The organism is Bradyrhizobium sp. SZCCHNR3119 (assembly GCF_032487775.1).
Taxonomy (GTDB): Bacteria; Pseudomonadota; Alphaproteobacteria; order Rhizobiales; family Xanthobacteraceae; genus Bradyrhizobium.
Genome location: NZ_JAUEUV010000002.1, coordinates 389,128 through 415,240 on the forward strand (window position 1 = coordinate 389,128; position 26,113 = coordinate 415,240).

The 26,113-nt window shown below is 62.5% G+C and carries 25 protein-coding genes, 1 tRNA gene and 1 pseudogene; 18 read left to right on the forward strand and 9 right to left on the reverse strand.

Annotated features, from left to right (window positions below):
• Nucleotides 1-212 precede the first annotated feature (212 nt).
• Both QX034_RS29065 and QX034_RS29070 read left to right on the forward strand, forming a co-directional pair.
• Nucleotides 213-995 (forward strand): class II aldolase/adducin family protein, encoded by a 783-nt coding sequence (locus QX034_RS29065; RefSeq protein WP_316196209.1) that lies wholly within the window; start codon nt 213-215, stop codon nt 993-995.
• A gap of 186 nt (nt 996-1,181) precedes the next feature.
• Nucleotides 1,182-1,595: pseudogene (locus tag QX034_RS29070) on the forward strand (DOPA 4,5-dioxygenase family protein); the annotation flags it as partial.
• Nucleotides 1,596-1,619: 24 nt separating this feature from the next.
• Here QX034_RS29070 and QX034_RS29075 read toward each other — a convergent pair.
• Nucleotides 1,620-3,029, reverse strand: a complete 1,410-nt coding sequence (locus tag QX034_RS29075) for an LLM class flavin-dependent oxidoreductase (protein WP_316196210.1) — start codon at nt 3,027-3,029, stop codon at nt 1,620-1,622.
• Between the two features lie 252 nt (nt 3,030-3,281).
• Between QX034_RS29075 and QX034_RS29080 the strand changes: the two genes are divergently transcribed.
• From QX034_RS29080 to QX034_RS29125, 10 genes are all read left to right on the forward strand, one after another.
• Entirely contained in the window at nt 3,282-4,091 is an 810-nt protein-coding gene (locus tag QX034_RS29080; protein ID WP_316196211.1) for a MetQ/NlpA family ABC transporter substrate-binding protein, read from the forward strand.
• A 270-nt stretch (nt 4,092-4,361) separates the two neighbouring features.
• Nucleotides 4,362-5,150 carry a MetQ/NlpA family ABC transporter substrate-binding protein gene (locus QX034_RS29085; protein WP_315703958.1) on the forward strand — a complete coding sequence of 263 codons (789 nt, stop codon included), beginning with the start codon at nt 4,362-4,364 and terminating at the stop codon, nt 5,148-5,150.
• 402 nt (nt 5,151-5,552) lie between these two features.
• On the forward strand, nt 5,553-5,864 hold the full coding sequence (locus QX034_RS29090) for a hypothetical protein (protein WP_315703957.1): 312 nt from the start codon (nt 5,553-5,555) through the stop codon (nt 5,862-5,864).
• Nucleotides 5,800-7,029, forward strand: a complete 1,230-nt coding sequence (locus QX034_RS29095) for an LLM class flavin-dependent oxidoreductase (RefSeq protein ID WP_316196212.1) — start codon at nt 5,800-5,802, stop codon at nt 7,027-7,029. The genes QX034_RS29090 and QX034_RS29095 overlap by 65 nt, the downstream gene beginning before the upstream one ends.
• A gap of 22 nt (nt 7,030-7,051) precedes the next feature.
• Nucleotides 7,052-8,137, forward strand: a complete 1,086-nt coding sequence (locus tag QX034_RS29100) for an ABC transporter substrate-binding protein (RefSeq protein ID WP_315703955.1) — start codon at nt 7,052-7,054, stop codon at nt 8,135-8,137.
• Complete coding sequence (locus QX034_RS29105) at nt 8,134-8,985, forward strand: ABC transporter ATP-binding protein (protein ID WP_315703954.1); 852 nt, start codon at nt 8,134-8,136, stop codon at nt 8,983-8,985. Before QX034_RS29100 ends, QX034_RS29105 begins: the two co-directional genes overlap by 4 nt.
• The gene (locus tag QX034_RS29110) at nt 8,982-9,842 is read left to right on the forward strand and encodes an ABC transporter permease (RefSeq protein WP_315703953.1); all 861 of its coding nucleotides are present in this window, start codon (nt 8,982-8,984) and stop codon (nt 9,840-9,842) included. The genes QX034_RS29105 and QX034_RS29110 overlap by 4 nt, the downstream gene beginning before the upstream one ends.
• A complete protein-coding gene (locus QX034_RS29115; protein WP_315703952.1) occupies nt 9,832-10,614 on the forward strand; it encodes an ABC transporter permease in 783 nt (260 codons plus the stop codon). The genes QX034_RS29110 and QX034_RS29115 overlap by 11 nt, the downstream gene beginning before the upstream one ends.
• 13 nt (nt 10,615-10,627) lie before the next feature.
• Entirely contained in the window at nt 10,628-11,482 is an 855-nt protein-coding gene (locus tag QX034_RS29120) for an NADPH-dependent oxidoreductase (RefSeq protein WP_316196213.1), read from the forward strand.
• Between the two features lie 226 nt (nt 11,483-11,708).
• On the forward strand, nt 11,709-12,635 hold the full coding sequence (locus QX034_RS29125; protein ID WP_315704289.1) for a TauD/TfdA family dioxygenase: 927 nt from the start codon (nt 11,709-11,711) through the stop codon (nt 12,633-12,635).
• Between the two features lie 48 nt (nt 12,636-12,683).
• Here the strand turns inward: QX034_RS29125 and QX034_RS29130 are convergent, their stop codons facing one another.
• The 3 genes from QX034_RS29130 to QX034_RS29140 all read right to left on the reverse strand — a co-directional run bounded on the left by QX034_RS29130 (nt 12,684) and on the right by QX034_RS29140 (nt 15,826).
• Nucleotides 12,684-13,526, reverse strand: coding sequence for a MetQ/NlpA family ABC transporter substrate-binding protein (locus tag QX034_RS29130; RefSeq protein WP_315703950.1), 843 nt, complete (start codon nt 13,524-13,526; stop codon nt 12,684-12,686).
• 77 nt (nt 13,527-13,603) lie between these two features.
• Nucleotides 13,604-14,947 (reverse strand): LLM class flavin-dependent oxidoreductase, encoded by a 1,344-nt coding sequence (locus tag QX034_RS29135; protein WP_315703949.1) that lies wholly within the window; start codon nt 14,945-14,947, stop codon nt 13,604-13,606.
• Between the two features lie 63 nt (nt 14,948-15,010).
• The gene (locus QX034_RS29140; RefSeq protein ID WP_315703948.1) at nt 15,011-15,826 is read right to left on the reverse strand and encodes a class I SAM-dependent methyltransferase; all 816 of its coding nucleotides are present in this window, start codon (nt 15,824-15,826) and stop codon (nt 15,011-15,013) included.
• Between the two features lie 391 nt (nt 15,827-16,217).
• On the opposite strand from QX034_RS29140, the gene QX034_RS29145 reads away from it, so the two are divergent.
• From QX034_RS29145 to QX034_RS29160, 4 genes are all read left to right on the forward strand, one after another.
• Nucleotides 16,218-16,562 (forward strand): DUF3088 domain-containing protein, encoded by a 345-nt coding sequence (locus QX034_RS29145; RefSeq protein WP_315703947.1) that lies wholly within the window; start codon nt 16,218-16,220, stop codon nt 16,560-16,562.
• Nucleotides 16,563-16,588: 26 nt separating this feature from the next.
• Nucleotides 16,589-18,028, forward strand: coding sequence for an NAD(P)-binding domain-containing protein (locus tag QX034_RS29150; protein WP_315703946.1), 1,440 nt, complete (start codon nt 16,589-16,591; stop codon nt 18,026-18,028).
• Between the two features lie 71 nt (nt 18,029-18,099).
• Complete coding sequence (locus tag QX034_RS29155) at nt 18,100-18,552, forward strand: hypothetical protein (RefSeq protein WP_315703945.1); 453 nt, start codon at nt 18,100-18,102, stop codon at nt 18,550-18,552.
• A gap of 12 nt (nt 18,553-18,564) precedes the next feature.
• A tRNA-Ser gene (locus QX034_RS29160) sits at nt 18,565-18,654 on the forward strand.
• Between the two features lie 290 nt (nt 18,655-18,944).
• On the opposite strand, the gene QX034_RS29165 is transcribed toward QX034_RS29160, so the two are convergent.
• Together QX034_RS29165 and QX034_RS29170 are read right to left on the reverse strand one after the other, a co-directional pair.
• On the reverse strand, nt 18,945-20,435 hold the full coding sequence (locus QX034_RS29165) for a carotenoid oxygenase family protein (protein ID WP_315703944.1): 1,491 nt from the start codon (nt 20,433-20,435) through the stop codon (nt 18,945-18,947).
• A gap of 45 nt (nt 20,436-20,480) precedes the next feature.
• Nucleotides 20,481-20,843 carry an aldehyde dehydrogenase family protein gene (locus QX034_RS29170; RefSeq protein WP_316196339.1) on the reverse strand — a complete coding sequence of 121 codons (363 nt, stop codon included), beginning with the start codon at nt 20,841-20,843 and terminating at the stop codon, nt 20,481-20,483.
• A 152-nt stretch (nt 20,844-20,995) separates the two neighbouring features.
• Here QX034_RS29170 and QX034_RS29175 point away from each other — a divergent pair, with 152 nt between their 5' ends.
• Complete coding sequence (locus tag QX034_RS29175) at nt 20,996-21,685, forward strand: TetR/AcrR family transcriptional regulator (RefSeq protein WP_315703943.1); 690 nt, start codon at nt 20,996-20,998, stop codon at nt 21,683-21,685.
• 338 nt (nt 21,686-22,023) lie between these two features.
• Here the strand turns inward: QX034_RS29175 and QX034_RS29180 are convergent, their stop codons facing one another.
• Both QX034_RS29180 and QX034_RS29185 read right to left on the reverse strand, forming a co-directional pair.
• Nucleotides 22,024-22,341, reverse strand: a complete 318-nt coding sequence (locus QX034_RS29180) for an NIPSNAP family protein (RefSeq protein ID WP_315703942.1) — start codon at nt 22,339-22,341, stop codon at nt 22,024-22,026.
• 364 nt (nt 22,342-22,705) lie between these two features.
• Nucleotides 22,706-23,095 (reverse strand): ester cyclase, encoded by a 390-nt coding sequence (locus QX034_RS29185; protein ID WP_315703941.1) that lies wholly within the window; start codon nt 23,093-23,095, stop codon nt 22,706-22,708.
• Between the two features lie 85 nt (nt 23,096-23,180).
• Between QX034_RS29185 and QX034_RS29190 the strand changes: the two genes are divergently transcribed.
• Nucleotides 23,181-23,615: a MarR family winged helix-turn-helix transcriptional regulator gene (locus QX034_RS29190; protein WP_315703940.1), complete on the forward strand. Its 435-nt coding sequence runs from the start codon at nt 23,181-23,183 to the stop codon at nt 23,613-23,615.
• A 138-nt stretch (nt 23,616-23,753) separates the two neighbouring features.
• Here QX034_RS29190 and QX034_RS29195 read toward each other — a convergent pair whose 3' ends face one another.
• Nucleotides 23,754-25,520, reverse strand: coding sequence for a B12-binding domain-containing radical SAM protein (locus tag QX034_RS29195; protein WP_315703939.1), 1,767 nt, complete (start codon nt 25,518-25,520; stop codon nt 23,754-23,756).
• Nucleotides 25,521-26,113: the final 593 nt, after the last annotated feature.

The window sequence follows — 26,113 nt, forward strand, 5'->3', positions numbered from 1 at the left end:
GGAGCGGACCGCTTCGGAGAGAGGAAGCCCGTGTCCTGGCTCGCTGCTGGCCAGCCAGACCCACACAGGAGTACTAACGGCAGCTCCGCAGAGAATGTTCGATTCGGAGAGCGTCGATCTTTGAAAAGATCGTCTCGCGCCAGTCGTTCTACCATGGTCTCAGTGAGCGCATCGCGCGACGAGCGCGGGCTCGAGGCAGGAGGTGAACGGCAATGAACACGATCGTCGAAAGGCCGAGGAAGTTTTCGCTCGTGGAGCGTCCGCCCGCGGCTTCATTCGAAGAGGAACGGCTGCATCGCAAGCAGCGCCTGGCCGCAACCTTCCGCCTGTTCGCCCGTTACGGCTTCGATCAGGGGCTCGCAGGGCACGTCACCGTGCGCGATCCGGAGTACATCGACCGGTTCTGGATCAATCCGCTCTCCGCTCATTTCAGCCAGATCAAGGTCTCCGACCTGCAACTCGTCGATCACGACGGCAACATTCTGGTCGGCGACAAGCCGATCAACCAGGCTGGCTTTGTTATTCATTCCGCGATTCACGCGGCGCATCCGCACGTGATCGCTGCCGCGCATACCCACTCGACCTACGGCAAGGCCTGGTCCGCGCTCGGCCGGCTGCTCGATCCCTTGACCCAGGATGCCTGCGCCTTTTACGAGGACCACGCGCTGTTCGATCCGTTCACGGGCGTGGTGCTCGATGCCGACGAGGGCAAGAAGATCGCGCAAGCGCTCGGCACCAAGAAGGCTGCGATCCTGCAGAACCACGGACTGTTGACGGTCGGTCCGACCATCGAGGCCGCAGCGTGGTGGTACATCACGATGGACAATGCCGCGCGCACCCAATTGCTGGCCGAGGCCGCCGGTCCTACCAAGCCGATTCCGCATGAGGTCGCCAAGCTGACGGCGAGTCAGGTCGGAACCCACAAGGGCGGCTATTTCAGCTTCCAGCCGTTATGGGACTGGATCACGGCGCAGGAGCCGGATCTCTTCAACTGAGATCGACGCGGGGATGTGAAGACGCCCGGCCGGATCGATGTCCGGCGGGCATTGTAGTCTTCCCCCGCCGCATGCTCGGCGCATGGCGCGTCCGCTCGTGCTGCGGTAGATGAGCCGGTGAGCAAAGCGCGTTGTTCGAAGGGGTAAACCCGGGGCCGCTCTGCCGAAGAAAGAAGGGAGGACGCCATGGGAGCGCCGGACATCGCGGCGGTGCCGCAACCGATCGATGCCATCACCAGCTTCCATGCACATATCTACTATTCCGAGGGGACGCGCGGCAATGCACAGCAGCTCCGGGATTGGATCGGCGAGCGCTTCGTCGTGACGTTGGGGCACTGGCACGATGCGCTGGTAGGTCCCCATGAGCAATCGATGTACCAGGTCGCCTTTGCGGTCGAGGTGTTTCCGACGCTGGTGCCGTGGCTGATGCTCAATCACGGGAAGCTAAGTGTTCTCATTCACCGGAACACGGCGCGGCCGCTGGCGGATCATACGGCACACGCGCTCTGGATCGGACCGCCGTTCGGCATCCGTGGCGACAAGCTGCCACAGGAAAGCGAGGCGAAGCTGCCACGGGAGCCGAACACGCGACCGACGGTTCGTCCCTCACCATCATATATGCTGCTACTCCGCCGCATCCGGGCGTGCCGCGGCTGCCCACGTCGCAGGATCGCGGTAGGCCGCGCCGGGATGGGTGGTGTGAAGCAATGGCCCGCGGCCCGGAAACAGCTTCTCGCGCAGGGTGCCCTCGGCGTACGCGGTCTTGTAGACGCCGCGCGACTGCAATTCGGGCACGACGAGATCGACGAACGCGGTGAGCGATTCCGGCGCCACCAGGCGGAACAGGTTGAAGCCGTCGACGTCGGTGGCCTCCGCCCAGGCGATCAGTTCATCCGCGACCTCTTGCGGCGAGCCGACCACGAAAGGCGAGCGCGCGCCGGCGTAGCTCAGCGTGGCGAGATCGCCGATCCGGACGGGGCTATCGCTGCGGACGGTGAAGTTCTCGACCATCGACTGGATCGCGTTGCTCGGGACGTATCTGATCGGATCGTCGGGGCGGTAGGTCGAGAAATCGACCCCGGCCCAGCCCGACAGCAGTGCAAGCTGGCCCGCCTGATCAACGTGACTGGCATACTCTTCCAGGAGGTCGTGGGCCTCGGCGCGAGTCGGCGCGACGATGACGGTGGCGCCAGCGAACAGCCTGATGTCGTGGGGATCGCGGCCGAACTCCTTCGCGGCCGTCCTGATGTCGCGGACCGCGCCGGCGAGCACGGATTTAGTCTGGCCGTTGAGGAAGATGGCTTCCGAATGCTTGGCGGCGAAGGCGCGGCCGCGTTTCGATGTGCCGGCCTGGTAGAGCAGGGGCGTGCGTTGCGGCGACGGCTCGGCCAGATGGATGCCGTCGACCTGGAAATAAGCTCCATCATGTCGCACGCGCTGGACTTTGGCCGGGTCCGTGAAGATGCCTCCGGCACGATCGCGGCGGACGGCGCCGTCCTGCCAGCTTCCCTCCCAGAGTTTGTATACGGCCGCGAGGAAATCGTCCGCGGCGTCGTAGCGGTCGTCATGGGCGCGGCCCTTCGCGAGGCCCATCCCACGGGCGCCGCTGTCGAGATAACCGGTGACCATGTTCCAGCCGATCCGGCCGCCTGACAGGTGATCGAGCGTCGAGAAGCGTCGCGCGAACTGGAAGGGGTGTTCGAACGTCAGGTTCGACGTGATGCCGAAGCCGAGATGTTTCGTGACCAGCGCCATGGCCGAGACCAGCAATGTCGGGTCGGCGTTGGGCAGTTGGACGGCCTGCGCAAGGGCCGTCTCCGGACTGTTGCCGTAGACGTCGTAGACGCCGAAGACATCGGCCAGGAAGATGCCGTCGAGCAGGCCGCGTTCGGCAATCCTGGCATAGTCGACCCAATATTCGAGCGTGTTGTAGTTGATCGACTGATCGCGCGGATGCGACCACAGGCCGGCCCAGTTATGGCTCGGGGCCATCATGTTGAAGGCGTTGAAGCGGAGTTCGCGGGGCTTGGCCATCGGTCGGCTCTCAGGAATGCGTGAGTGCTATGGATCGTCTGTCGGCGATGTCGCTCGTCGACAGCGACGATAGCAGCTCGCCGGGAGCACGTTGTTTCCATCTGAAGCCCGCTTCACCGCAAATGGTGTTGCCGACACGTAGCACGGCAGAACGCACGTCGCTTTTTTTCGCGAGCGCTCGACAGGCCCGGGGCAATTGCACATCATTCGCAGAGTTGCGAGGTTTGCAATTCCCGATGACGAGGCTGAAACGTGACGAAGATACTGCTGCGTGTAGCGCTGGCCGTTGGTCTGGCATTTGGTCTTTCGGCAGCCGGCCGGGCCGATGAGCCGCTGAAGATCGCGACCAGTGCGGGCCCGGTGGGGCAGGTAGTCGGCTTTGCCGCCAAGCTCGCCAAGGACAACGGGCTCGACGTCAAGCTCGTCGAGCTGTCTGACTGGGTTGCGATCAACGAGGTGATCAATTCGGGCGAGGTTGACGCCAACCTGTTTCAGCATGCGACCTATCTGGCGCTGCAGAACAAGCAACGGGGCTACAACCTGGTGCAGGTCGACAAGGTCGGCGTGATCGCGCCGGTCGGGCTGTTCTCGAAGAAGATCAAGACGCTCGACGAGGTGAAGGACGGCGCCTCCGTCTCCATTCCCAATGAGCCCCTCAACGGCGCGCGCGGCCTGATCCTGCTGGAGCGGGCGGGGCTCATCAAGCTGGCAGCCGGCAAGGGCTTTTCGGTTTCGAAGTTCGACATCATCGAAAATCCGAAGAACCTGAAGATCGTCGAGCTGGATCCCGCCCAGACCTACCGCTCGCTCGACGACGTCACGCTCGCGCTCGTCAACATCACATATCTGATTCCGGCCGGCGGAGATCCGAAGGCGGCCCTCGTCATCGATCGCACGATCGATGACGGCCTGGTGCTGCGCTTCACCGCGCGGGCGGACAGACAAGACAATCCGAAGCTGAAGGCCTTCATCGAGGTATTCAAGTCGCCGGCAGTCAAGCAGTTCATCGAGGAGAAGCTGCCTGCGTTCATTCCGGCTGGGTTCGATAACAAAGCGTCCTAATATGGATTGCGGCGATGCTGCCTTTTGGGCCGCGGATCGCGTCCCCAGGCTTCAATCGGAATGGAGCGCCGTTAACGACTCGATGTGCCATCAAATGCGCATTCGTGGCGGAGAGAACAAACAGTCTCCCCAGGTGTCCGTTAGAAGGATGTCCCATCCCCAGAACGGGCGTCGGCAGGACCGTCATAACCTTATTCATTGGTGCGATTGATACCTGACCGAGCCGGGGCTAGTGACCAGCGGAACCTGATTGTTTCGTTGGAGACTTGCATGCGTAGCCTCGTCGTAGTCGTTGCCACCTTCTTATTGCTGGCTTCGTTGCCAGCCCTGCCGGCGCAGGCCGAAACCATCCGTGTCGGCGTCACGGCTGGACCGCATGCCGAGATTCTCGACGTGGTGAAGAAAGTCGGCGCCGAGCGTGGACTCGACATCAAGGTCGTCGAATTCACCGACTATGTCATTCCGAACCAGGCGCTCGCGTTGAAGGATCTCGAGGCCAATTCGTTTCAGCACGAGCCATATCTCAAGAACCAGATCTCGAAAACGGGATGGAAGATCGTCAAGGTCGCGACCACGATCGCGTCGCCGCAAGGCGTCTATTCCCAGAAATACAAGACCCTGGCCGAGCTGCCCGAGGGCGCGCGCGTCGCCATCGCCAACGATCCGTCGAATGGTGCGCGCGGGCTGATGATCCTGGCGCTGCACGGGCTGATCAAGCTCAAGGATCCGAGCAACGTTGCCTCGACGGTCGCCGACATCACCGACAATCCGAAGAAGCTGCGCTTCGTGGAGCTTGACGCGGCCCAGCTGCCGCGGGCGCTCGCCGATGTCGATCTGGTCTCGATCAACAATAACTACGCAGTGCAGGCTGGGCTCAATCCCACCAAGGATGCGATCGCGCGCGAGAACGCCGAAGGTCCGTGGGTCAACATCCTCGCGGTGCGCGAGGAGGATAAGGACAAGCCCTGGGTCAAGCGGCTGTTCGAGGCCTACCAGTCCGAGCCGGTCAAGGCGTTTCTAGAGACACGCTTCAAGGGCGCCTATATCGCGACCTGGTGATCGGGCACAGCGCGCGAGCGTCGGCGAACAGAGAAGGCAGCACGGTCCGCCGGCTTGCAACAGCCTGTCAGCGTCGCCGCCGATACGAAGCGGATCGCAGCGTGCCAAGGAAACCAAAAATTGTTGTCGCGCCCGCGTCATCAGGAAGGACGAGGCGATAAATTTGCTATCGCCGTGGATCGAGCGGTCGGGGCGCATTCATCCAATTGAAATTTTCTCGCCACCTGATCGCATCGAGAACAGAGCGATCGAAAATCGCCCAACTCTGAAATTGCCAGGGATGGTGCGCTGGATGACCATGCTGGTTCGCGCGTCACCCGCGCGATATCGGGAGTTTGAGCATGGTGGCAGGCGCCACATCCGCAAGCCAACGACAACGCCGCGGCACGGGATGTACCCATCGTGACGACCGCGCCTGACTTGCTGTCGCGTACGGCCGATGTGCTCGTGGTCGGCGGCGGCATGGCCGGCGCCTTGGGCTGTCGCGTCGGACGTTGGCTTCGGGACGGCTGGGCCAATATCGCCGGCATTCGGGCTGGGGAGGAATGGGCCGGACAACTTCCGAACAAGCAATGGTTGATGGAAACGGTGTTTCGGCGGGTGGCGAAGCCGCGGCTCGCGCAGCCGATGGACGAGACAAGGGGACAGCATGACGATCATCACACATCGACCGGGAGCATTGGTCGGCTGGGACGGATTTCCTGGACCGGCTGAATGGCCGGAGAGCCCGCTGTCGCAGGCGCTGACGCAGCCGCTGCTGCTCGGATTATTCCTGCCGATCCAGGCCGGCGGCTGGAGTGCGTCGACGCTGCAGCGGACCACGTCTTGGCACTTTGACTACAACCGCGATCTCGTCCTTGCAGCCGAGGGACTTGGCTTCGATCTCGTCTTCGCGCTGTCGCAATGGCTGCCCAAAGGCGGCTATGGCGGCGTGTTCACCGGCGAGGCGCTCGATTCGTTCGTTACGACGGCGGCGCTGACCAGCCTCACCCGGCGTATCATCCTGATCTCGACCATCCACGTGCTCTACGGCCCGTGGCATCCGCTGCATCTCGCCAAATACGGCACCACCCTCGACCACATTTCCAATGGACGCTGGGGCATCAACGTTGTGACCGGCCATCGCGCCGCCGAGCACGAAGCCTTCGGCTGGAGCCGGATCGAGCATGACCGTCGCTACGAACTGGCTGCCGAGTTTCTCGAGGTGTTGCAGCGGCTCTGGGGCGAGACCGAAAACTATTCGTTCGCCGGCCAATCGTCCTGGAAGCTCAACGATGCCTTCGTCACACCGAAGCCCCGCTTCGGCCGGCCGGTCCTGGTCAACGCCACCGGTTCCGATGCAGGCATAGCCTCTGCTGCGCGCTATTCGGACATCGTGTTCATCACCAGTCCGGCCGGCTCGAGCTTCGAGAGTGCGATCCCGGCGCTGCCCGCGCATACGGCAAGGGTCAAGCAGGCCGCGCGTGATCTTGGTCGCGAGGTGCGGACCCTGCTCAATCCGATGGTGATCTGCCGCGAGACCGAGCGTGAGACGTGGGCCTATCACGATGCGATCGTGGCCCATGCCGATCCCGTCGGAAGTTTTCATAATCTCGAAAGCGATGCGCATGCCTGGCGCGGCCGTAGCGGGCTCGATGCACCCAAGCGCCGGGCGATCGGCGGCAATATCGAGGTGATCGGTACGCCGGAGCAGGTCGTCGAGCAGTTCGTCCAGCTCAAGAAGGCCGGCGTCGATGGCCTGCAGCTCTCGTTCTACGATTTCAAGCCGGACCTCGATTTCTTCGGTCGGCGCGTGTTGCCGCTGATGGAGCAGGCAGGCTTGCGCAAGCCGGTGATCGAGACGCCTGCCCATCCTGCGGCGGCACAGGCTGCGGAATAGCCGACAGCAGAGGACACAAACGATGACGTCAATGCGAGAACGATTTTCGACGACGCTGGCCGCGGCCCTCGCCTTTGCAACGCTCGGCCTCGTGCAGGCCGCAGCCGAGCCGCTGACGGTGCGCATCGGCTTTGCCAATGTCGGCGCCGACAACCGCCAATTCTCAGGCGGCTCGTCGGCCGCGATCGCGCATTCCGAGCATTACGTCGAGCAGGAACTCAAGGACAATCCGGACGTCAAGATCGAATGGTCGTTCTTCAAGGGAGCAGGGCCGGCGGTCAACGAGGCCTTCGCCAACAATCAGCTCGATTTCGCCCTGCAGGGCGATCTGCCCGAGATCATCGGCCGTGCCAACGGCCTGAAGACGAAGGTCCTGATCGCCTCCGGTGCGCATGCGCCGATCTATCTTGCGGTGCCGGCGGGCTCTCCGATCCGCAAGGTCGCCGATCTGCGCGGACGCAAGGTGTCGATCTTCCGGGGCACCAACAATCATCTGGCAGCGGTGAAGGTGCTTGCGGGCTACGGCCTGCAGGAGAAGGACGTCCAGGTCATCAACATGGATACCGCGACGACGAACGCAGCCTTGACCTCGCGCGATATCGACGCGGCCTTCGGCAACTTCCCGCTTGCCAGCCTGGTCGACAAGAACATCGCCGAGATCATCTATACGACCAAGGGCGACAACCCGGCCTATGAGCGGCATTCCACGCTGATCGGGCAGGAGGCCTTCATCGCGGCCCATCCGGACATCACCCAGAAGGTCGTATCCGCCATCGTGCGTGCCGCGCGCTGGTCGTCAGAGGAAGCCAACCGGGACGCCTTCTTCGAGATCTCCGCACGCTCCGGCTTTCCAGCCTCCGGCTATCGGTTCGATTTCAAGGACCAGGAGCTGAAATATCGCAACACGCCGCTCATCGATGCCTCGATCATCGAGAGCTATCGCTTCCAGGCCAAGCAGGCCAAGGAGTTCGGCCTGCTTCGCCGGAATGTCGAGATCGATGGCTGGTTCGAGCGCTCCTTCCTCGACAGGGCGCTTAAGGACCAGGGCCTCGTTGGCTATTGGCAGGAATATGGGCCCGACGGCAAGCCGGTGGCGGCCGGCCAATGAGCATCGTGGTTGAGCGGACAGGTCGCGCCGAGACGCCGGCCACGAACGCGGCGACGCCGCGCGGCCGGCTGGAAGTACGCAGCGTCTCGAAGGCCTTCACCGTCAATGGCGCCCCGATTGCGGCACTCGATAACGTCTCGCTGGACGTTGCGCCCGGCGAGTTCGTCGCCTTGCTGGGCCCCAGCGGCTGCGGCAAGTCCACGCTGCTGCGGCTGATTTCGGGGCTCGACCACGACTACGACGGGACCATCGTGCAGGATGACGAAGCCGTCACCGGCCCGAGTCTCGAGCGCGGCATCGTGTTCCAGGAGCCGCGACTGTTTCCCTGGGCAACGGTCCGGCAGAACATTGCGCTCGGCCTCAAGAACGCGCCGATCAGCGAAGCCGAGAAGCGCGAGGCGGTCGCCGCGCACATCTCGCTGGTCGGTCTCGACGGCTTTGCCGAGGCTTATCCGCATCAGCTGTCCGGCGGCATGGCGCAGCGCGCGGCGATCGCGCGCGGGCTCGTCAACCGGCCGCGCCTGCTGCTGCTCGACGAGCCCTTCGGAGCGCTCGATGCTCTGACGAGGGCCCGGCTGCAGAACGAGCTGCAGCGCATTTGGGCGCAAGAGAAGATCACGATGATCCTGGTGACCCATGATGTTGAGGAGGCCGTATTTCTCGGCGACCGCGTCGTGGTGCTGGCGCCCCGGCCCGGTCGAATCTCCCGCAGCTTCGATGTCGTGGCCGACCGGCCACGCGAGCGCAGCGACGATCGGCTGATCCGGCTCCGCGACGAAGTGCTGCGGACGCTCGAGCAGGATGACGGTGACCCGGCAGCCGGCCACGACGGAGGGAGCGACGCATGAGCGACGCCGTCCTCGAAACGGAGCTGCGTCAACGTGGCCTGTTCGGCGCCAGTGGCCTGCGCGAATGGCGCGGTGCTGCCGCGGTCTCGGCCCGCGCCGGGCGCATGAAAGCGTTGGCCTGGGTTCTGATCTTGCCCGCGATCGCGCTTCCGGTCTGGATCATCGGCAGCGAGCGCGGCTCGCTGGCCGAGCAGATCCTGCCTCGTCCGGCCGACGTGCTGCACACTTTCGGTGAGATGATCGCCAGTGGCGAGCTGGCGCAGCATGCCGGCATCAGCCTGCTGCGTGTGCTGTTCGGTTTCGCGGTCGGTGCCGGGGCAGGCCTCTTGCTGGGGGCAGCAATGGGACTGTCGCGGCGGGTGGACGAGCATGTGCGTCCGTTGTTCACCGCGATCGCGCAGGTGCCGGCGCTCGCCTGGATTCCGCTCGCGATGCTGCTGCTCGGGATCGGCGAGACGCTGAAGGTCGTCGTCATTGCCAAGGCCGCCTTCGTGCCGGTTACGATGAACACCAGTGCAGGGATCGCCAACGTACCACGCGCGCTGGTCGAGGTCGGAGAGACGTTCCGTTTCACGCGGTTGCAGATGCTGCGCCACGTGGTTCTGCCTGGCTCCGTGCCGCCGATCTTCACCGGGCTGCGCTATGGTCTCACCCATGCGTGGATCGCGCTGGTCAGTGTCGAGCTCCTCGCTTCATCCGAAGGTCTCGGTTATCTCTTGGTCTGGGGTCGGCAGATGTTCTGGCTCGACACGGTGCTGGTCGCGATGACGGCGATCGGCGTAATCGGCTTCGCCAGCGACAAGTTGCTGGCGACCGTCGAGGCTCGGCTGCAGCGGTGGCGGACCGATGGCGTCTGACGATCTCAGTACGCGATCTGCTGTAGTTACCCTGCGGCGCGGTCTCGTGCTGCCACTGCTGTTATTGGCTGTGTGGGAGGCCGGCAGTCATTCCGGCTTGGTCAATCCGCAGTTCCTGCCGCCGCTCGAGAAGGTCGGCCGGGTCGCCTGGCAGGAATTCAGGAGCGGCGAACTGCCTTTTGCGCTGGCGACGAGCCTCAAGCGCGATCTTCTCGGCTTTGCGCTCGGTGCCAGCATCGGGATCGTCGTCGGCCTTCTGCTCGGACTGTCTAGAATCGCCGATCGCATCTTCACGACCTGGTTCAACGGTCTCAAACAGATTGCGCTGCTGGCCTGGATTCCGCTCATCTCGCTATGGTTCGGTTTCGACGAGGCCGCCAAGATCGTCTTCATCGCGCTCGCTGCGGCCATTCCCGTCATCCTCAACACGGTCGAAGGCGTGCGGTCGACCTCGACGAAGCTCCTGGACGTCGGCGATGTCTTCAGGTTCAGCCGCCTGCAGCTGGCCTGGTCGCTCTATCTGCCTGCCGCAACTCCCTCGGTGCTGACCGGGCTCCATCTCGGCCTGATCTATGCTTGGCTTGCGACCATCGGCGCCGAGTATTTCATGGCGGCGGGGCCCGGGATCGGCGGCCTGATCATCTCGGGCCGCGAGCGCTTCGAGATGGCGCTCGTGATGTTGGGGATCGTCGTCGTGGGACTGGTCGGCTTCGCGGTGGATCGAAGCGCGACGCTGCTCGAACGGCGGCTGGTGAAATGGCGCACGGCGTGAATGAGGAAGCACAATGACGATCATTGAAAACACGACGGCGATTGCCGCGGAGGACGACATCACGGCAGCGCTGCGTAAGCGCTACGGCGCGCACGTTCCCGAGATCGCGTCAGGCGCCAACGACATCCTGGCGCATCTCCTGGCGCATCGTTCGATCCGCAGCTATCGGCCGGACCCGGTGCCGCGGCAGACGGTGGAGACGCTGGTGGCCGCGGCGCAATCGGCCGCGTCGTCCTCCAACCTGCAGACCTGGAGTGTCGTCGTGGTCGAAGATCAGGCGCGCAAGCAGCGTCTGTCTGAATTCGCCGGCAACCAGAAGCACATCCGCGAGGCGCCGCTGTTCCTAGTCTGGCTCGCCGATCTGTCGCGTGCGGAGCGTCTGGCGAAGCGGGAAGGGCGGCCCGATGAGGGACTCCATTTCCTCGAAACGCTTCTCGTTGCCGTCATTGACGCGGCGCTCGCCGCCCAGAATGCTGTGGTCGCTCTGGAATCGCTCGGGCTTGGGTCGGTCTATATCGGCGCGATCCGCAACCGCCCGCAGGCTGTCGCCGAAGAGCTTGGCCTGCCGCCGAACGTGCTCTCCGTGTTCGGCCTGTGTGTCGGTTATCCCGATCTTTCGGCGGGCGAGGACGTCAAGCCGCGGCTGCGGCAAAGCGTGATCGTGCATCGCGAGCGCTATGCCCCGTCCGACGAGGTCGACGGAATAACGGCCTATGACGAGACGTTGCGCGGCTTTCAGACCGCCCAGGGCGTTGCCGCGGTCGGATGGCGTGAAGCGGTGCTCAACCGGCTCGGTTCGGCAAAGGCGCTCAACGGCCGCGACAAGCTCGTGGATGCGTTACGTGCGCTCGGCTTCGGGCTGAAGTAGCAGCAGAACTTGCGTTGTTCTCGTAACCTCGCCATCCGCCAGTTGCTCGTTCCTCCGGATGCGCCAAGTTTGAAAGCCAATTCTGCCGGCTTTGCGTATAGTTTTGGTTCGAACGTCATTGTCAGCGTGGTCCTGACTTCGTGCGACGAGGATCTGCTGACGCCGACGTGCAAACAAAACCGTATCGCATCGGGAGCATGCCATGGCCACCGTCCACTCAGTTTCGATATCAAATCCGCTTTCGGGCCGTTCGATTCCGTTGTCCGACGTGTCCAGGCTGTCGGCGCGGATCGGCGCGGAGATCCGCAACGTGAGATTATCGGGCGATTTGCCCAATGAAACCATCAAGGAGATCAACGATCTGCTGCTGCAGCATCGCGTCATCTTTTTCCGCGGTCAGGATCATCTCGATGATGCCGAGCAGGAGCGTTTTGCCAAGCAACTCGGCGATCTCGTGCCGCATCCGACGGTCGGCTCGATCAAGGGCACCGCGTCCATTCTCGAACTCGATTCCGCGCGTGGCGGCGGTCGTGCCGACTCCTGGCACACGGATGTGACCTTCGTCGATGCCTATCCCAAGGCTGCGGTGCTGCGTGGCGTCGTGATTCCAGAGTACGGCGGCGATACGATCTGGTCGAATACGGCTGCGGCCTATCAGGACCTGCCGGCGCCGTTGCAGCGGCTCGCGGACGAGCTCTGGGCGGTCCATAGCAATGCTTACGATTATGCCGCGACTCGCACGCGGGCAACGGAGGCAGATCGCAAGCATTTCGACGAGGTGTTTACCGGTACGATCTATGAGACCGAGCATCCGGTCGTTCAAGTCCATGCGGAGACCGGCGAACGAACGCTCGTGCTTGGGAATTTCGTTCAGAGGTTCGTAGGACTTCGTAAGGGCGACGGTCAGAAGCTGCTCGAACTGTTCCAGTCCTACATCACGGCGCCCGAGAACACGGTACGCTGGCGCTGGCAGGCGGGCGACGTGGCGATCTGGGACAATCGGGCCACCCAGCATATCGCGGTCAACGACTATGGTGATCAGCACCGCATCGTGCGGCGCGCCACCATCGACGGCGGCGTTCCGGTCGGCATCGACGGCCGGCGTAGCGTCACGCGCATCAAGGCGCCGAAGCCGGTCGGCAAGGCCGCCTGACATTATGGCGAAGGCCCGCGACGTCGCGCGGGCCTTCGTCCTTGATGCTCACTTCATGTAGTCGGGCAGGGTGAAGCCGTCATAGAAGCGATCCGCTAGGATCGCGGCCTTGAAGCTCGGTGATTTGTACGCCGCCGCGATGTCCTTCGCCCAAGCGGTCTCGGCATTGCCACGCTTGACGGCGACCACGTTGATATAGGGCATGGTCATCTTCTCGAGGGCGAAGGCGTTGGTCAGTTTCAGGCCACTGAAGATCGCGAAATTGCCCTGGATCGCCGCGAAGTCGACGTCGTCGAGCGCGCGCGGTGCTTGCGCTGCCTCCAGGGGAACGATCTTGATGCCGCCGGGATTCTTGATCACGTCGAGCTCGGTGACGTCGACCGGCTTGGAGTCGCGAATTTCGATCAGGCCGAGGTCGCGCAGGATCCACAGCGCGCGCTGCAGGTTGACGGGATCATTGGGCACCGCGACCTTGGCGCCTGCGCCGATCTTCTCGCCGAGCGCGTGCTTCTTGGAGTAGATGCCCATGGGCGGCGTCGGCACATGCACGATGCCGACGAGATCAGTGTTCTGACGCTCGTTATAGGAGTTCAGAAACACCGTGTGCTGCATCACATTGGCATCGATTTCGCTCTTGAACACGGCATTGTTGGCTTCAAGCCCGGTCGAGAATTCGACGTAGCGGATCTGATAGCCCTTTTTCTGAAGCTCGGGCGCGACGCCGACTTTGAATTCGTCGATATAGGGACCGGGGACGAAGCCGACCTTGAGATCCTTCTTCTCCGGCGCTTGCTTCTCAGGACCTTGGGCGAATGCGCCGGGACCGGCGAATGTCTGAACGGTGAAGGCGACCAAGAGGCAAAGGAAACGTAGTCTGGTCATTATCGGCATGAGACGTCCGGGGCTTGGGGCAAACAAAAGGCGGCGCGATGCCTCGCATGGCATCCGCGCCGCCGTGAGATCAGGTCTCAGGCGATCGCCTGGACCGGATGAGTGTAGGCGCTCGCCGGCCGCTCGAGGCCGTAATGCTCGCGCAACGTCTTGCCGGTGTAATCCTCGCGGAACAGGCCGCGCTTGCGCAGGATCGGCACGACGTGCTCAGCGAACAGGTCGAAGCCGCCCGGCAGCCAGGGTGGCATCACGTTGAAGCCATCGGCCGCGCCCTGCTCGAACCAGGTCTGGATGTTGTCAGCGATCTTCTCCGGCGTGCCTGCGATTACCCAATGGCCGCGCGCGCCGGCGAGACGCTGGATCAGTTGCCGGATCGTCGGCTTTTCCCGGTCGACGATGTCGACCACGAGCTTGAAGCGGCTGGCGACGCCACGCGCTCCGTCCGTCTCGATCAGATGCCGCGGGAACGGCCCGTCCAGGTCGAAACCGGATAGATCGAGGCCCAGCATCTGGCGCAGCTGGACCAGCGAATATTCGGGTTGGATCAGTTTGTTGAACTCGCCCTGCAGACGGTCTGCCTCGGCCTGCGTCGAGCCGATGAACGGGCTGATGCCGGGAAGAATCTTGACGTGGTCGGGATTGCGGTCGAGCGCACGCGCCTGGCGCTTGATGTCAGCATAGAACCCCTGCGCGCTGGCAAGCGTCTGGTGCGCCGTAAAGATGGCCTCGGCAAACCGCGCAGCGAAGGCCCGGCCGTCATCAGAGGAGCCCGCCTGCACATAGACCGGCCGTCCCTGCGGCGAGCGCGGCACGTTGAGCGGCCCGCGCACGCGGAAGTATTTCCCGACATGGTTGACCGGATGAACCTTGTCGGTGTCGGCAAAGATGCCGGATGCGGGATCGTTGACGACGGCGTCGTCTTCCCAGCTGTCCCATAGCGCCGTGATGACGTCGAGGAATTCCTTGGCGCGCTCGTAGCGCTCCTGGTGCGGCGGATGTTCGGGCAGGCCGAAGTTCTGTGCCGCCTGCGGGGCGCTGGTCGTGACGATGTTCCAGCCGGCGCGACCGCCGCTCAGATGATCGAGCGAAGCGAACAGGCGGGCGAGGTTGTAGGGCTCATGATAGGTGGTCGAGGCGGTCCCGATCAGGCCGATGTGGCTGGTGGCCGCGGCGATGGCCGACAGCCAGGTGATCGGTTCGAAGCGGAAGCGCTGCGCGTAACGGACATTGTCCGCCAGCGCGGGACCATCAGCAAAGAAGATCGCGTCGAACTTGTAGTGCTCGGCAGTACGGGCCAGCTGCTGATAGTAGCTGATGTCGAGCGCCCGGCTTGCCGCCGAGCCCTTATAGCGCCACGCAGCCTCGTGATGGCCGCCCGGATAGATGAAGAGGTTCAAGACCAGCTGGCGGTGGTGGCTCATGGGGCGCTCATGTCTTGGGACTTGGATAGGAGAGGTTGACCGAAGGTCACCGGCCGTAGATCGCTAGTCGGGCTTGCGTGCAAAGGCATAACGTAGGTAACGCGCAAGTCTCAGTCCCTCCGGTGTCCGATGAGCTTCGACCAGCTCGGCGAATGCGGCGCGAATCCGCCTGCCTTCGGCGTAGGTGAAGCTGTCCAGGAAGTTTCCGAATGCGCTGCTCTCGGACCAGCCGAGCAGTTCATCGACGTTGCCGTGGGTCTCGACCAGGGTACGCAGCTCGCTCTGGTAGCCGACGAAGCCCGCCTGCTCGAATAACGAACGAAGCTCGTCGTCGGTGGCCGCATAGACGCCATGGGCGCTCAGCCGGCCTTCATCAAGTCCGGCTGCGGCAATCGCGCGGCGCAGCAGGAGACGCGACTCGTGGGGGGCAGTCGGATCCTGGATCGTGAGCCCGATCCGGCCTCCCGGTCGAAGTGCCCGACGGGCTTCCTGTAGAACCATCCGCTTGTCGGAGATCCAGTGCAGCACGCTGTTGAGATAGATGACGTCGAATTCGCCTTCTCCGAAGCGCGAGAGATCCTCGGCACGGCCGGTATCGAAGGCGAGGTTGCTGGACTGGCGCAGCCGGGCGATGGCGATGCGGCTTTCGAGAGGGTCGATGCCGACGACGCGACCGCCGGGTCCGACGAGATGAGCCGCAAATTCCGCAAGCCGGCCCGTTCCGGCGCCGACGTCGAGTACGCGTTCACCGGGCTTCAAAGCGAGCGGCTCGAGCAGGAGCTTGCCATGGTTGAACTGGATGACGCCGAGCTGCTCATAGGTGCGGGCGAGCTCCGGCGTGTCCTGGTGGAGGCTGATGACGGCAAGAGGGTCTGACATCGCGATATCCGTCCGAGCGCTGCGGCCGAAAGAGGCATGGGAGGCGGCCGTACAGGATTGAAATCTACCGGCTTCATCCCGATGCTGTCGATGAAATGGAATTGCATTGTTGTCGACGAAGCGAGCATGAACGCATCGTCCGCAGCGCGGACGGATGCTGCGCATCTTTCGAAGAAAGAATGAGTTTCGTCTGGCGAGAAGCACGGGCCGACCGGGAATGCAGGTAGTTCAGAGCGAACACGTAGTTCGTTTCACGATCATCGGCTTCGTCAGCCGATCATTGCATCTCTGCGAAAACAAAGCTTGTTCTGTTTCATTGACCAAGGTGCGATCGCTCGTAGGATAAATGGCGAGATCGTTGCTCTCGATCGTTTCCCCGGAAGGGTACAGCATGAGCGGAGATCGGCTATTCCTGCTAGCGCCAGGGTTTCGGGATCCGGAGCGGCCGGGCCGCTTCTTCGTATGCCCGCACTGCAATGCGATCGAGGGGCTGCTCGGTTCGTTTCCGGGTCTTGCAACCCAGATCGAAGTCCATCGGCTACCGTTCGAAAAGCCGAGGCTGGCGATCATGGACCTGCTCGGCGAGGGGCATCAGTCACTTCCGGTCCTAGTGTTCGACGATAACAAGCCGGTGCCGGACGAGGCGCAGATCGCCAACGGCAGGCGTTTCATCGACAGTTCCGAACGTATCCTGCACTACCTGGCGGACCGCTACGGCTTTCCGCATCTCCACTGACCTCCATCATCCTTCGGAGACGACGCATGCCAAAACCAGACCTCGACCAGGCCGCGCGCGACACGCTGCGGCTGATCGGCCCTGATCCGCAGAACTGGGTGCCTGATCGCGACGGCGTCGACCACAACGTCGTCGTGGTCGGCGGCGCTCATTCCGGCAGCGCCTTTGCGTTCGCGCTGCGCCGCGCCGGCATCGGCAAAGTCGCCATTATCGACGCAGCTCAGGATGCGGCGGCCAGCGGCATCTGGCTCACGACTGCGCGGATGCACAAGCTGCGAACGCCGAAGGCCCTGCCGGGGCCCGAGCTCGGCCTTCCGGGTCTGAGCTTTCAGTCCTGGTACGAAGCGCGGCATGGCGAGGCCGCTTATTCGGAAATCGACCGGATCCCGCGCGTCGACTGGGCTGCGTATCTGGATTGGTACCGGTCCGTACTGAACATTCCGGTCCAGTACGGCACTCGGCTGCTGCGCATCGAGCCGGTCAATGACCATCTGAAGCTGCACATCGAGCGTGACGGCGCGACGCGGATCGAAACCACGCGCAAGGTCGTCCTGGCCAACGGCTTTCTTGGAGCGGGTGGCCCCCATGTCCCCGAAGTGATCGAGAGCAGCCTTCCGCCGTCGCTCTATGCGCATACCTCTCAGGCGATCGATTTCACGGCGTTGCGCGGCAAGTCCGTGGCTGTGGTCGGAAGCGCGGCTTCAGCATTCGATGCGGCTGCGGCGGCGCTCGAGAGCGGGGCGACGCAGGTGCATCTGTTCGCGCGCCGACATGAGCTCGCCTCCTTGCCGGTGATCCGCATCAGGGGCTATCCCGGTGCCTACGACAATTACGGTACGTTGCCGGATGCTATCCGCTGGCACCAGGCGATCCGCTTCAAGCACGCCGGCTCGACGCCACCGCCGGACGCGATTGCCCGCGCGGTCAAACACCGCAATTTCCATCTGCACCTGTCATCGCCCTGGAGCGAGGCTCGGACCGAGGGAACACAAGTGATCGGAGTGACGCGACGCGGAGAATTCAAGTTCGACTTCGTCATCGCGGGAACCGGCTTTACGGTGGATGCCAGGCGCCGGCCCGAACTGGCTGACTTTGCTGACGAGATCCTGTTGTGGCGCGACCGGTTCAAACCACCTGCTGACGAGCAGGATGAAGGCCTCGGCGCCTATCCCTACCTCGGCTCCGGCCATGAATATCTGGAGAGGCGGCCGGGGCAAGCGCCGCTCCTGAGGGATATTCACGTGTTCAACCCCGCTGCTTTTGTCAGTTATGGCTTGCCGGTCGGCGACATCCCGAGCTTCAGGCGCGACATTCCGGGCGTTGTGGCCCGGATCAGCCGCGATCTGTTCCTGGCCGACCTGCCGGCGCATGAAGTCCGCATCAACGGCACCGTCGATCCTGATTTCAACGCTGAACTCTACGCGTCGGCCATCTGGCGCGGGCCGCTCGAGGTCGCTGCCGAATAGCCGGAGCGGCCGGTGCTCGTGCGCCGCGTGGCGAGCGTAATCAGGGCTTCTGGAGGTTGGAGCTGCCGACCTTGTTGCGCAAGGACGCCTGGGTCCCGGTCGTACCGCCCGGCAAGTGCGATCCCGCCCATGCACCAATCCGGCGCGGCGTTGGTGTTGCGGCTTGTTACATCGGCGCCACGATCACGGCGCGTTCGCTGGCCACGCGCAGCCACGCCTGGACCACGGCGCTTGGCCTGGCGCGCCTCAGCGACGGTCTGCTCGATCGATTCTGCTTGATCGCGGTTGGCCAGTTCACCGGGGCGCGGGGAGAATTGGAGATGACCCAGCAATCCTGTTGCGTACCGACCGCGCAGCTCACGAAGAAGAAAGGCCGAGAAGATGTCGGAAACGCTCAACGCCTTGGGGATAAGTCTCCTCAAATCGTGCCCCCAAGGCAACGGGGTCAACGTTGCCCCAAGATTGCTCCCAAAAGCCGGTTTGTTCGCAGACTGTTCTTGACCTTCCACCTACTAACTGCTTGATAAGTCTACATCGGAAGGGTGGCCGAGTGGTTTAAGGCACCGGTCTTGAAAACCGGCGTACCCGCAAGGGTACCGTGGGTTCGAATCCCACCCCTTCCGCCAGCTCCGCCGATTGTGCGATTGCATCCGCTTATATCGCCGATTGCCGCAGACGATACGCGTGATCGAGTCATCCGATGATGAAACTTATGGATGGACTGTCATCGGGCGATCCCGTGGCCCTGTTTCTTGGCGGGATTGTTTGTCATCGAGGCCCGTCTCCTTGTCTCGCTCCTTGTCTTGCCGCAGCGGCCGACATGCTGTCCGGCCCTGCGACCCAAGATGCGTGGGCGGCGAAGGAAGGGGTTGTGCGCCCGGCTCCGGCACAGCGGCGCCGGAGCCGGGTTTTTCGCTCAGAGGCGCTCGCCTGCGGCCTCCAGCGCCGCAGCGGGCGTCCAGTTGCCGTGCAGCGACATGCGCAGCCGGAAGGGGATCTTGATACGCGCGACCGGGCCCGCCGCCATCTTCAGCGAGTCGAGCACCAACAGCTCGGTGTTCGCGCCGTTGAGATGGTTCAGCAGCGCGATCACATAGCCGTCGCCCTCGGGCGCATCCACCGCGCGCGGCACGAAGATCGGCTCCTGGAAGCACTGCGCATTGCCAGGATACCAAGCGTCGGTCTTGCCGGTCTTCACATTGACATGGGCCAGTTGGTTGAAGAACTGGAACGGACGCTCGCCTAGGCTTTTGTCAAAAGGCAGCGTGGGATCGAAGGCGAGCACGAAGCCATGCTCGTAGGACTTGCCGGTGAAGCGCTCATCGCAGCGCGGGAATTCGCAGGGATAGGAGGTCAGCGGGAGCGGCTTGAGCGCGTGCTCGTCCGCACCGGAGTCGCCCGGCCCGTTGAGATTGAACGTCCAGCGCATGAGCTGCGAACTGAGCGTCTCCGGGAGCGGAACTGAGCCATCGGCCTGAGGAAAGAAATAGAAGATGTTTCCGGTCGTCACCGGCATGTCGACCTGCAACATGCCGTTGTCCTCGTAGGAATTGAGCGTGTGCCCCTGGAAGCCATTCTTCGGCCCGTGGAACCACATCACATCCTCGGCACTGCCGTCGCGCGGTAGGACGCCGAAAAGCTGCGGCAGATCCGGCTGCCATTGGAAATGCTGCCCGCCCGCCTTCATGCGCTCGACATCCACGGTCAGCGGGATAAGCGGGAAGACGACATGCCGGGCGGTAACGGCGAAGTCGTGGATCATCGCCGCATACGGACCCTTGAACCAGATTTCCTTCTTCAACTTGCCACTGGCGTCGATCTCGAAATAGGCGATGTCGGGCGTGCCGTCGCCTTTCGCCTCATAGGCGAAGCACAGAAGATCGCCGTTGTCGGGATCAATCTTGGGATGGGCGGTGAAGGTGGCCGACTTGATCTGGCCGTTGAAGTCCCAGACGCCGAGCGTCTCCAGCGTCTCGGGATCGAGCGCATAGGGAAGAGCGTCTTCTTTCATCGCCAGCAGGACACCCCCGTGAAACAACACGGTGGTGTTAGCCGTCGTGTTGTTCTTGGCGGCAAGCGGATCGTTGGTATAGAGGTTGCGGTAGACGCCGTTGAGCGAACGCCGTTCGCGCCATTGCGCCATCAGCCGGTCGGTATGGATATAGCGCCGGCGCAGGCTGACGTGGCCGTTCGCGAACTTGAAAGCGGACACAAGGCCATCGCCGTTGAAGAAAATGTCCTTACCGAGCATCGGTGGATAGTAGGAGTCTGGCGAGACCTGAAAGAAGGTGCCATTGATTTCGGGGGACACCGCGCCCTCGATCTCCAGATCGAAGATCTGCGCCTCGATGCGGCTCGGCTTGTAGAGCCCGGTGAACTCGGGGATTTCGGGGAAGGTCATGCTCATGGTCTTTGCTCCTGACATTTGCGATGGATGGCGAACGAGCGACGCTCAGAACGGATAGGCGCGCGGTTCCTGCTGCACGCTGATCCCGTCGTCGGACGTCAGGTCCTGGGTGATCCAGTCGCTGTTGAAGCGGCAGCGACCGCTGTTCTTCTTCCCGCCGAACTTCGTGTTCGGATCGTCGCTGGGGGAAATGTCGTCGATGTGCGTCATCCCCGCCTCGGCGCCCTGCGCGAAACGAAGGTCCCGCGCCGCGTCTTCGGTGAAGACCGCGCTGGAGAGGCCGAACTCGGTGCCACCGGCCATGTGCGGGGCCTCAGCCTCGTTGGCGGCGCGGACCAGCGGGGGGGGGGGGGGGGCGGATCGGGCTGAATGGCTCCGTGTGGGCCAGTTCCGCTTCATTGCTGACATCACGAGACCCTGTCCCCATAACTGGACGATTTCGTTCAATTATATCGGAACTTTCGTGGGCGTCAATATTCCTGTACGATACCGTTCAATTAAAATTCAGCGGACCGTACCGACGAGCGCGCGGCACGGCCTGTCGAAAGAGGCGATCAATAATGCGAAGAAAGACCGAGGATCGGCGACTGGGCTTTGTCAAAGCCGCCGGAAAGCTATTTGTCGAACGGGGATTTGGGTCCGTCTCCATGGAAGCCGTCGCCGCAGAGGCGGACGCATCGAAGACTACCCTCTATGGCTACTTTCCAAGCAAGGAAGCGCTGTTCGAAGCCTTCGTGAACGAGGCAGGAAAAGGTGGGCTCGAAGAGATGGAGGGAGCCAAGGCGGGAGGCAACCTCAGGGAGGCCCTCCGCCATCTTGGAATGGCCTATCTCGATCTCGTGACCAGGCCAGATGTCGTCGAAGCGAACCGCCTTGTCATGGGTGAGGCCGGACGGCAACCCCAGTTGAGCCGGATATTTTACGACAACGGTCCGCGAAAGACGCTGGTCGTCATTTGTGAAACGATCGGATCGTTGATGGAAAGGGGTTTACTCAGGCGGGCGGATATTCGGCAGACAGCGCTGTATTTCAAGTCACTGTGCGAGGCTGGGCTCGTGGAGCGCCAGCTATGGGGGCTCGATGGAGCGCCCCATGAGCACACCCGACAGGTTGCGGTTGAGGATGCGATCAACGTATTTCTTGCCGCCTTTGCGACGGGCGGAAACTCTGCATCGGAGGCGAGCGGTCGTATCCCCAGGAATGGGGTAGCTGAGGCGGAGCAAGCCGCTCGCAAAACGCGCTGTCCATAGCGCCGTAGCGCGAGAGCGGCTTGCGGCGGTCACCGGCGATTCCCCGGTAGGATCCGGTTGCGGCAGCCAGTCCGGTAGCGAAAACGGATGCCACGCCCCGATGCCGCCAAGCCCGACGTCTATTTCCAGGCGCCGACGAGTTCGACATATCCGAACCCTTTGACCGGCTTTCCGCCGTAGATGCCGGATATCTTGCTTGCGCCCTCATATTTGGTGAGGAAGGGGAGGAAGGACATGAATTCCTTGCGGCGAGGCGCGGATGAACTCTCGGCCGTGGGCGGTCCTCCATTCCAGATGTCACGCGTTTCGCCGGTTACGCTGGCCGTTTCGGTCTCCCGTTACTGGAGAGGAGAGAATGTCTCGGGGATGAGCAATGTCGCCTCCACCGAGCAGAACCAGGCGAAGTCGAAACCCGCCATGTCCGCCTTGAACATTTCACTGGCCATATAACGATCCGTAGCCACCTTGGGATCGACGCCTTCGGGATAGTTGACGAGCGCGACGACTTTCGCTGGATCGCTCGCAACGGTAAACACGCCATGCGTGACGATTCCGAACGCTTTCAGGCTCTCGATATGCTTGGTCCAGATCTCACGGTAGGCCGTAGCAGCCTCGGCGGATTTCAGCGTGTAGGTGCGTATTTCATAGGTCTTCATGAGTTTTCTCCCATTGATGCCGCATGATCGGATGTTGCTACGACCTCGGTTCAGGCCATGGCGGCATGTTCTCGTCAGTTGACGGGTGCCATAAACAAGCGGCGGACCGACGATCTTGTGCCGCGACGTCTGCACTCTCCCGATGGCGCAACCTTTGGCCTGAAGCTCAAACTAAGACCACACTGGTTGACTCCAGCAATTGGCGGAGTGTTGCCAACATGGCGGAGCCTATGCGCAAACGGGAATGGCGCCCGCCCAAGACTGCCGATTCCCGTGCGAAATGCGATATCTGGCCCGATATCAGATAGTTACAACGATCTTGTAGTTCTCATCGCTATCTCGCACGGCTCTTAGCCGCTCCAATCTACACCGCCCCGATCTGCTGCAGGACGCCCAGGCGATCGACCTGCAGCCACGCTCGCGCGAGTTTTCCGTCGCATGCTTGGTAGATGGCAATCCCTTGTTGAACCGCGGTCTTCCCGGTCGGGGCGATGCCGGACAGTGGACCCAGATGCGCCGCCTCGAAGCGCCAGCGAACGCAAGCCTTGTCGCCGTCCGCGAACAAATCCTGGATTTCGAATTGCAGGTCGGGAAAGGCCGTAACCATGCGTTCGACGGTTTGCCGGAATCCTTGCGGTCCCAGTTCGCCATTGGAACCGACGAAGCCGTCCGCCAGATAATCCGGCAGTCGGTCGAGCACGCGCGGATTGAGACAGTCCTCATAAAGGCCTTTGACAAGTTCAGACGGGGTCATGACGATCCTCAGATTGACAGCATATTGTCAATTTACCATTTGACAATATGCTGTCAATATTCGATCGACAATTCGGGAGACCGCCGTGCACAGCCCTCAAAGTGAAGAATTGAGCCGTCTCGTTTGGGACGTCTTGCAAACTGCCAGCCGCCTGATCGAAGCTGGCAACCGGCTGAGCGCTCCCTTCGGCCTGACTGCTGCGCGGTGGCAGGTCATGGGCGTCATCATTCAAGAGCCCGCGACCGTGGCCGATGTCGCCCGGCGCCTTTCTCAAACACGCCAGGGCGTTCAACGTTTGGCCGATGAGATGGTGCGGGACGGGCTCGCAGCATACAGCCCCAATCCGAGGCACGCCCGCGCCAAGCTGCTCGCCCCCACATCGCAGGGCTCTGCTTCGTACCGAAAGCTGATGAAGGAGCAGGCCAAGTGGATGGAAGCTCTGTCCGCCAACCTGCAGCTGAAGGACATCGCTGCTGCACGCGTGCTGCTGGCAACACTCAATTCGGCCTTGGGAAAATAGCCGACCGTCGATCGGGGCGGATCGTACGTCCGACATGAACAATGCGGGTCACCTTCGATCCCCGCGTGCGAATTAAGGGAATCTGATCCCTGCCGCTGCGCTTTATCGCGACGTTCGCATGATCGAGCAAAGGTGCCGTCAAGCCGACGGCGCTTGCGCTTTCGGCTTCTGCGCTTGCTCGACGTGCCGCCGCTGATCGAGAAACGCCTGGCTTGATCGGGTCTTGAACAATTCGAGGTTCTCGGTGTCGTCGACCACCGGCATCAGTGCCTGGTCCATGTAGTCGAGCCGGCGAGGGTCCGTCTTGACCTTGTGCGCCAGCCGGCGAAGCCGGCTCGCGAGCGTCGCCCAGCGGACGGCCTTGACCGCCGTCTCGGCCACATAGCGCGGATAGAACGACCAGACGGGTTCGACCGCCAGATGGGGACGGCGCTCATTCCGGCCCTTGAGCCGCAGCACGCCTCCTTCGAGCGGATGCACATGCTCGATCGGGTGATAGCCTTTGAAATACAGAGCGTAGTTCAGGATCCGGCTGATGTTGTTACCGGTCGCCGCCGCACGTCGCATCAGCGTCTCGATGTGGTCCCAGCTGTAATAAGTCGTCCAGGCCAGTTCATAGGCGCGTTCCCATTCGGCCTTTGACATCGTGGGGTGTGCGACCGTGACGTGATCCAGATCGTATTTATTGAGATCCGGATCCATCGCGACGCGTTGCGAATGAAGCGTCTTGTGGTCTTCCGAACCGGGCAGCGGCGTAAGCAGGAAGAACTCGAGCATGTCGATCGGCAGCTCCTGCTGGATGATCTTGACGTCGCGGACGATCGAAGCGGGGGTGTCGTTCGGGAAGCCGAGGATGTAGCCGCCGACTGTGATGATCTTGGCCCGCTTCCAGGCCAGCATCATCTCGCGATAATCGGTGATCTTGTTCTGACGCTTCTTGGCTCCGGCCAGACTGTCAGGATTGATGTTTTCCAGGCCGATGAAACAACGCCTGACGCCGGCGCGCGCGCATTTCTCGATGAAGCGCGGCAGCTTGTGGCAAAGCGTATCGACCTGGATCGTGAAGCGGAGGTCCCAGCGCTCCTTCTCACGAAGTTCGATGATGCGGTCGAGCAGGGCCTCCCAATCCCGGTTGCGGGCAAAATTATCGTCGGTGATGAAGAAGGCGTAGATGCCCTGCGCGACGTTGGCGCGGATCAACGCCTCGATGTCATCAGCGCTCCGGCGTCGCGACTTGCGGCCCTGCACATTGATGATGGTGCAGAACGAGCATTGAAACGGACAGCCACGTCCCGCGTCGAAGCTCGTCGTGTGCCCGATCACCCGCGCGATCTGCTGGCGGGGGATGATCGGCAGCGGTCGATCTTCCAGATCAGGCAAGTCGTCGAGGAAGTTGTACAGGGGCTGCAATCGGCCGGCAGCGGCATCCCTCAAAATGAGGTCTAGGCGACCTTCGGCCTCGCCGGCGAATACCGACACGCCAAGGTCCAGCATCTGCTGCACACCGGAATCTTGCTCCGGCAACATTGCAAGCGTGCCGGACACGTGAAAGCCGCCGACGGCAACCGCGATACCGCGGCGGCGGAATAGTTTTGCGAGATCCACCGATCGTGGAAACTGGTTGGATTGGACGCCGACCAGCATCACCATGCCGGCATCCGCCGCCGTGATCGAGCGGATGAGATCATCGACCCGTATGCGCCGGTTCGTTTCGTCTATGGCCTCGATGCTGATGTCGACATCGGCGCCGAGGACCCGGCGCTCGCGACAATCGAGCGCGATACCATAGAGACAGGCCAACGAGTTCGAGGGCAGACCACCGCGCCACCATCGGATGACGTAACCATCATCGTCGTAATGTGACGGTTTGATCAGAACGAGGTGGAAGGACTTGTGCAATCCCACGAGCGGCGCTCCCCTCAGCGGGCCTCAACGTACCCCTTGATGCTCCCGGCGCCAAGCATGGAGGCCCATGAGCCGATCAACTTGTCGCGCGTAGGTTGCTGAGAGAAGGCAGCCGACCTTGTGTAACTAACTGTTACGAGGAGACAGCATCGGCCCATTCGAATCGTTCGCTAACAAATCGTTCGACAGCGCGCTAATAGCAGCGGAACCGATGCGTGCCGATCGAACGCCAGGCTACAATTCCTCACAGCGTGCACAGCCTGGAAAGAGGATTCGTTCGTTTCAATCCGTTTCCGTGGAGTCGATTGAACACAATCAGACGACAAAACTGTACGCCCGTCCGTGTGACGCAGCGTTCGGATCGTACAGTCAGAAGGATTGAGCCAAATGCTTCGCAGCCCTTATCAGCTATTCCCAACGGCTCTGCATCCGGGCTTGCAGATAAGGGGGAGCTTGGCTGGTCGGAATCACGGAAGGTGAGGGGACGTTTGTCTATCGCTGTCCCGGGCTTCGCCCCGGCGAATGACAGACTGATCTGGTGAAGAAGTCACACGCCTTAGGTCCGGCCTATTCCCGGGGCACGGTCTCGCGAG